At 42.9% G+C, this 7,288-nt stretch carries 4 protein-coding genes; all 4 read right to left on the bottom strand.

The genetic code is table 11. From position 1 onward, the window contains the following. A partial coding sequence (locus GXO74_09955) for a hypothetical protein (GenBank protein ID NOZ61991.1) occupies window positions 1-1,999 on the bottom strand: 1,999 nt, incomplete at its 3' end. A 37-nt stretch (window positions 2,000-2,036) separates the two neighbouring features. Next, a complete protein-coding gene (locus GXO74_09950; GenBank protein NOZ61990.1) occupies window positions 2,037-2,624 on the bottom strand; it encodes a hypothetical protein in 588 nt (195 codons plus the stop codon). A 397-nt stretch (window positions 2,625-3,021) separates the two neighbouring features. Continuing rightward, window positions 3,022-6,243, bottom strand: coding sequence for a CHAT domain-containing protein (locus tag GXO74_09945; protein ID NOZ61989.1), 3,222 nt, complete (start codon window positions 6,241-6,243; stop codon window positions 3,022-3,024). 616 nt (window positions 6,244-6,859) lie between these two features. Further along, window positions 6,860-7,132, bottom strand: a complete 273-nt coding sequence (locus tag GXO74_09940; GenBank protein ID NOZ61988.1) for a hypothetical protein — start codon at window positions 7,130-7,132, stop codon at window positions 6,860-6,862. Window positions 7,133-7,288: the final 156 nt, after the last annotated feature.

The raw sequence follows: 7,288 nt of genomic DNA, 5'->3' as shown, positions 1-7,288 counted from the left end.
TTACTGTGGTTTCGCTTATCAATTCTTCCACTTGCTCCGAAACGTAGCGATACCTGCCGTAGGACGTTGTCTTTTTCAAAATCGAATGCCAAAAAATGCGATAGAACGACACTGTTAATTTTCTGTCTGGAACAATTTCCTCATCCGGATTGAGAACAATGAACTCGATGTCTGTGTTTTTTTTGGGTTCAGCATAGCCTTCTTTTTTCATCCGCAAACCAACGTAAACGTCGTAGGGATGAATGATCAAATTCTTGTAAGCGCTGACTCCGCGGCCTCCGGGTTCGAGAACAGTCGCGGAAATGATCGCCCGCAACGAAGACGGAGCTTCTAAATTATCCGGCAGTTGATGCGTAAAACGAAATTGTCCCTTATCATTCAAGACATGACTGCCTAAATCTATTTTCATCGATGCAAATTCTTTTTTCCTGTCATAAAAAGTAAAAGATTTATATTTTTTTGGTGAAAAGAGGTAAGATTCAATCTCAATCGTTGCCTCGACACGGCGTCCGGCAGCCGGGGGACCGAACAGGGTCATTGCCGTCACATCGATATTCATCGTCTCGCCGGCGCGATAATCCGGCATGTCAGTGGCGAGCGTGACCTTCATGCGATCCGGGACAAATTCCTCGATGTTGAATTCGGTTCTGCCGATTTCTTCATCCTCACCAATGCGCAAAATTGCCTGATAATATCCTGTTCTGGCATAGTCGGGAATTTTCACGCTGAATTCCGCCGCGCCCTGCTCGTTCAATTTGGCTCGCTGTTCGTAAAATAATTTCTGCTCCGGATCGCGAATCTCCAGCACCACAGGGAAAGGCGCCGGAACGCTGTTACCTTCGCCGCGCACAACGGCTGCCAGATGGACTGTTTCGCCAGGTCGATAAACGCCGCGTTCCCCGTAAACAAAAGCCTCATAGCCGTGCGTCAAATAAGGCGCGCCTTCCACGTCGAAATCGGACGTGGCAATCTCCCGGCGCGTCAGTTCCAGAAAACTCAAATCTTCGCCTTTGGAAACAGTGACCAGATACGGAGTGAACTCCTCTTTCTCAAAAGATTCCATTCCTGAGATAATGGCGATTCCTTCGTTATTTGTCTGCGCCTCGCCCAGAATCTGATTGTTCTGACTGAATAACTTTACTTCCGCACCGGCGATGGGGGCAAGTGACTTCAGAGAATTCACCCAGATCCAGAGCTCATCCCCGGCGCTTTTTGCCAGAATGCCCAGATCTGTGATCATCACCCATTTCGAAGCGTCAGTCCACCACTCCCGTTTATCGTGGGCAGTCACATTAAAAATGCCTTTTCTTTTCGATTTCAAGAAAGACTCCAGCGGAATCGGCGTGATCACTTCCCTGTTTTTTTCCATCTGAATGGTGAGGTCTTCCTCATAAACTTTTTTGCCTAATTTTGTCAAATTATACCAGGAATAGCTCTCGCTGAGATCGTTGTCATTGAGCAAACTGACCAGATTATTGGCGAAAATTTTGTCGATTTTAATGGACACCTGATCCACGTTAATGGTTGACAATCCGAGATTCAACTTGCCTTTCCGCGATAAATAAATCCCGTCACCCACAAAATCGATCTGCGGCGGAATGTCCTCGCGCAGAAAAGTGACGGTATTCACGACATCCTTTTCCAATCTGGAACCGTCAATTGCTGTCAATCCGCGGCGCAATTTCACTGTGTATGGCTGTTCCAATTTGAAATTTCCGCGAATGATCAAATAATAGCGCCGGGTCTCGAGACGATAAGAAATCGCCGGTTCGATGGACAAAAAAGAAGCGGCGGACTTTTTATCAATAGGCAGATTGAAACGAATGCGAATGTATTTATCTTTCAAAGACTCGCGCACCGGCTCCATGAACTCAACTTTCACCTCTTGCAACGCCGGCAGAACAATTGTTTTTTCAACTTCCTCTTCCATGCCCAGATTTCCGCCGATCGGCTTTAGTCCGGCAGCAACTGCCAGCTTGATTTTTTCGTCCTCTTTCACAGGAATTTCCGCCTCGGACTCAAGCTCGATTATTTTATCAGGGGTTTCTGTTTGCAATTGGAAAGGAATCGTTTTGCGTTTTCACCGTGACAAAAGAAGCAATTTCCTGCGGCGAGACCGGGTAGTTGAATTCCAGCGTGGTGAGCAATTTCGCTTTTCCTTTTTTCCCGGTCAAATATTTCAACGCAATATCAGCTCGATTAACTTTCAACCTGGGAGTGAAAAAAGTGAATTTTCGTTCCCCGCTCAAAGAAAATCCCAATCGGGAAAACGGCTCCTGAAGCACTTCTGCGGTGTATTCCGTGGAAGGCGCTAAAATATGCGCCGGAGAAAACAGCAGCGTCCGGCGATCTGTCCATTCATATCGTCCTTCAAGGGGCGGCGTAAATTTTACCCATTGCTCATCCGAATAATTCCCCACCAGCGAATCCGGAACTAAATCTTTCGAAAAACGAATGGAAAAAGAAGTCATCTGTTCAATTTCCCCGGTCGGAGAAAATGAGTCCACTTCCACCTGATTCTCTTTCCCGCAGGCGAAAAATAACAGCATCGCCAACAAAAAAATTGCTGAAAAAATTTGAGAATATTTTGCTATTTGAGCAGAAAATCTATTGAATGACAACATGGAAACCCTCCCATTGTTGAATTTGGAATTTAGATTTCGGAATTTGGAATTTTGCCTATCAAATTTCGAGTTTTCACTTTTATTTAAGAAACTACAAACTTAATATAATAATTTATTTGGGAAATGCAATAGCAATTTGGGTGTTAAGGAATAAATCGTAGAGTTAAGAAAGTTACGGTTTTAGAAACAGCTATTTGATAAAAGCTACTAAAAATAGCACGCGGATAAACACTGATAACACAGATTTACACGGATAAAAAATCCGCGACAATCCGCCTGATCCGCGTCATCCGTGGGCTATAAAGAGAAATCAAAAAATTTTTAATGGAGCTACTCAAAAAAGAATCGGTTTGACTGCTTGTGCTGTAAAAATGTAAATGATAAACAAAGTTTCATCCTATCTTATCAGGTCTTTTTGCTTTTTGTATCTTTTCCCCCGAATAAAATAAAAATAAACAACCACCATCATACTCAAAAGCAGAAATCCCAAAATAGCAATCCACTTCAGCCACGGAAAAGCCTTCACGAATACGGTAGGCTCCCCATACAAACAAAATGCCGCCCAGAAAAACGGGTGCTCGTAATGAATTTCACTGTCCCCTTGTTTCATAACTACTAATTTTGCTTGGGAGAGGGCGTCGGAGACGATCATTTTTTTTCGGAATAAATTTTCGTAAAATGCAGGCATCAATTCCGAAGTGAACTGATCGTCCACTTTCCACAGCGTCATGAGTACGATTTTCGCGCCGGCGCCCAGAAACAGACGCGGCAATCCCAAAACGCCTTCTCCGGCGACAGTTTTCCCCCGGCCGGTCTCGCATGCGCTCAAAGTCACCAGCGTACTGTGCAAATTCAAATCAGAAATCTCGTAGCCTAAAAGTAAGCCGTCATTAATCGTATCATTTCCCAGCGCCATGAATAAGCCCGAGAATGCGTCAAATCGATTGTCAAAAAGACCGTGAGTCGCCAGATGAAGCACATTCATGGCCGACGCAATTTTATTGAAATTATCTTCCGTCGCCTGTTCCCGATGAAGAATAATCGCCTGGGGCACAACCCGCTTGATCTGTTTCGCTTCAGCTTCCGCAAACGGAAGCGGCCCTAATTGGCTCAGTCGCAGACTGTCCGCGTTTGTCTGACCAACAATTTTCAAAGAAAATGAATCAACCGGATTGGCAATGATTAAAAAATTGGGATTTGAAGGAATCGCTTTCTTGTCTTGTTTGATAAAATAAGGACTGGGGGCGTAAGAAAACGAAAAATGGTTTACTAAAAGATCTGATTGATAAACAGGATCGTCCATTGGCGTAAAATTATTTTTGTTCGGCTTCTCAGCGAGCAACATCTCAAAAGACAAACCAAAAAGGTCGCCGTCTGGCACGACAAAAACACGCCGGGACAATCCGATAGTTTTCTCCGCCGGTTCCATCAAAATTTGGTACAATTGATGAGCGATTTCTGCCCGGTAAGGCACGTAAAGAATGGAATCGCTGGACACATTGTGAAAAGGCGTCATCAACTGCCTGACTTTTTCTTCGATGAAATCTTTATTTTTTTTGAGTGGAAACATTGCCACTTTATCGCCGGTTACCACCATAGCAAATGATTCATTTTCGGAGAGATGGTACATCAACAACGAAATTCCTGAACTTTTAACAACGGCGAGCGCTTGCGAAAATGGCACGACGAAAGTCAGCGCTTTTCCCTTTTGCTCAATCCCCTGCCGTTGGATTAATGCCAGCCTTTTTTCGATGAGCGTATATTTATCTGTTTCTATTTGAGTTAATAGCTGAGCAATTTTATCACCGCTATCCGGTTCAACCAACATCAGCCGATAAGCGCGCTGTTCTGATTGCAGCTTCAAGCGCGCGTTTATATAATCAGCCCAGAAAATTGGATTTTGCTTCCTGTTATTTTTCAGCCTGTTCCCGTTTTGAATTTCGGATAACACGCGGCTTTTCGACATCTGGTCAAAATAGAATAAACTATCGAGATAGGTTGAATCCTTCTCCTGCAAATAGAGCCGAAAATAACATTCCACTAAATTATCGTAAGCTTCCGTTTCCCGACTGAAATACCCCAGGCGAAACTGTGTCACTTTCAAGCTGCTGCGAATGTTTTCCACATAAGAGGCCGCTTGTAAAAAATATCGAATTGCCTCTCGCCATTCATTCTTCTTATGGAAAACGCTACCCAGGCCAAGAAAAACATCGGCAAATTCTTCATCTGATCTATCCTTTGATTCTTTCAATAAATCCAAAACCTGCTCGTAATATTGTTTGGCTTCATCGGAATTGCCCAAACCATCTTCGCTCTGAGCCAGTCCCAAAATCGCCCAGCGATAAATATCCGTGAAATTGTGCTTCTGCGCCATCTGCTCGACCTGCGCAAAATGCTCGCTCGCTTTTTTGTAGTTTTTCTCTTTGTAATAGGTTTGCGCATATTTCCATTTCCAATAAATAAGCTCACGAAATTTTTTTGCAGATTTGCTTCTCTGAATGAAATCAATATAATCCTGATAAATGACGCGCACTTCATCAAACCGCTTCTCTTTTAGCAAAATATTCGCATATCTCCCCCGAACGTCAAAGGCTTCCTGCCGCCAATTATATTTTGTCGCTATCCTGTAAGCATTATCGAATATTTTTTTTGCCAGATCATTCTGATTCAAATATTCATAAATATTTCCTTTTGCGACCATAAACCCGTACGCCCAATCGACGCGATGAATCTCGCGAGCATACTTTTCGCTCTGATCATAAACTTCAACGGCATCGCTAAATTCTTTCGTTTGATATAATGCATTTCCATAATAATAGCCCCACCTTATCGCCGCTTGGTAATTTTTTGTCCGTGCGGCAATGCGATAGGCCTGGTAAAGATTCGATTTTGCTTTTTCAAAAAAGCCCTTTTGATAAAAATACCGACCTTCATTCCCCATTATTAGCTGCATTGAATACAAATCATTGATTTTTAAAGCTTTATTTAATGCTGTGTCCAGATGCGCTTCGAATAAATTTACTTTCTTTAAAGACAATTCGACGACACTCAAATCGTGCAAAATGCGAATTTCAGTTCTGACATCGTTTGCCGCTCGACTTAAATAAAGCGCACGACGAAAAAGAGAATCAGCAACTATGAAATTTTTCAAGCGATATTGGCAGTTAGCGACCATGTCAAGAATTCTATAATCATCGCTGACATAAAAATTATGACCCGGAAAAAAATCTATTACGCCCTGATAATCTTTCCGATAATATTTAAATAACAATTGCAATATGGCATCATATTTTGCCGATAGGCCGAATTGGTGGAAGGCGGCCAAATCTTTTTTCTTGAGAGAAAAATACAAAAAGCGGGCCATCTTCTTGATAAAATCGAAAGACAAAGAATCATTCTGCGCAAGTATTCGATAGTATTTGCCTGCTAACTCCCAATTTTCCTGAGATTGAAATTGGGACGCCAATACCCACAAGCTGCCAAATCTGTAACGAGGGTCAACGGACAATTGAGTGAAAAATGCGAGTCCCTTATCCGTTTGCTTCGAAAATGAATACAGATCACTCAGCCGAAAATAGGCGCTGAAATAATGAGGATTTTCACGGATAAATTGCGTCAATGAATCAATTTGTTCGACATTCGGTTTAGTCCGGATCCTCTCCAACAAATCGTAATATTTTTTGTGTGATGCAGAATGGTATTTGTCAATTCCCGATTGGCAAGGAGAAGCGAAACAGATAGAAAAGATTATCCATAAGCATAAAAATAACGATGTCTGAAAAAAGAACGTTCTTTTTGTCATGTCTATTGATGATTAATGATTAATAATTCCGGCATGAATTCGCTGCCTGATTACGTAATTGTATTTACTATTTTTAATGAAAACTAATTTGAATAGTTCCTTGTAAATGCGTTAATTTCTTGTTGCTACCATGAAAGTTAATTAACAAGTCAAACGAAACCAAAAATTGACCAAACTACATTTAACTCACGAAACGAGGCACAAAAAAATAGGTCAACGCTAACTTTTTCTGCTCATCAGAAAAAGTTAATTAGCGTCGACCTTGCCAACCTCTGTTTCTCTTTGCAATTTTACCTCATCCTGGTCTCGTTGGTATATCCCGTACGAAAATTTTGTTCTAATCTCAAATAGTAGCACACTCGCTTACGCCGAAACAGACTTTTTTAAATAGCTGATTTGACTACACCAGTAATTGCTTTTGTCAAATTTAAAATCAACCCCCGGGGGTCGTGACGCTCAAATCCGCCAGTTGATAATCATCCTCTCCCGGCGGAGGCGGCGGGGGCGGAGGAAGCGGCTCGTGCCCGACCTGCGGAACGTCCTGACTCATCGATTTTTGCACAACAATATCGCCACCAATGTCATCGCCATTATCCTGACTGATGACCGGCATTTGTGAAAAGTCCGGGTGTAACATCAACGCCGGGCCCATCAAACCAAAGCCCAACAATGCCCACGCTAATAACATTAAAATAATTTTGTACATGATCTGGTCTCCTGTGTTTTTATTTTCTGGGAAGCAGTTTCAAGCCAAATGTTGCGACGACTCCGAAAATCAACCCCCGGGGGTCGTGACGCTCAAATCCGCCAGTTGATAATCATCCTCTCCCGGCGGAGGCGGCGGGGGCGGAGGAAGCGGCTC

It is taken from the genome of Calditrichota bacterium (genome assembly GCA_013152715.1).
Classification (GTDB): domain Bacteria; phylum Zhuqueibacterota; class Zhuqueibacteria; order Thermofontimicrobiales; family Thermofontimicrobiaceae; genus 4484-87.
Note: the sequence above shows the minus strand (reverse complement) of the source record. Positions and strands in the feature narration are given on the sequence as shown.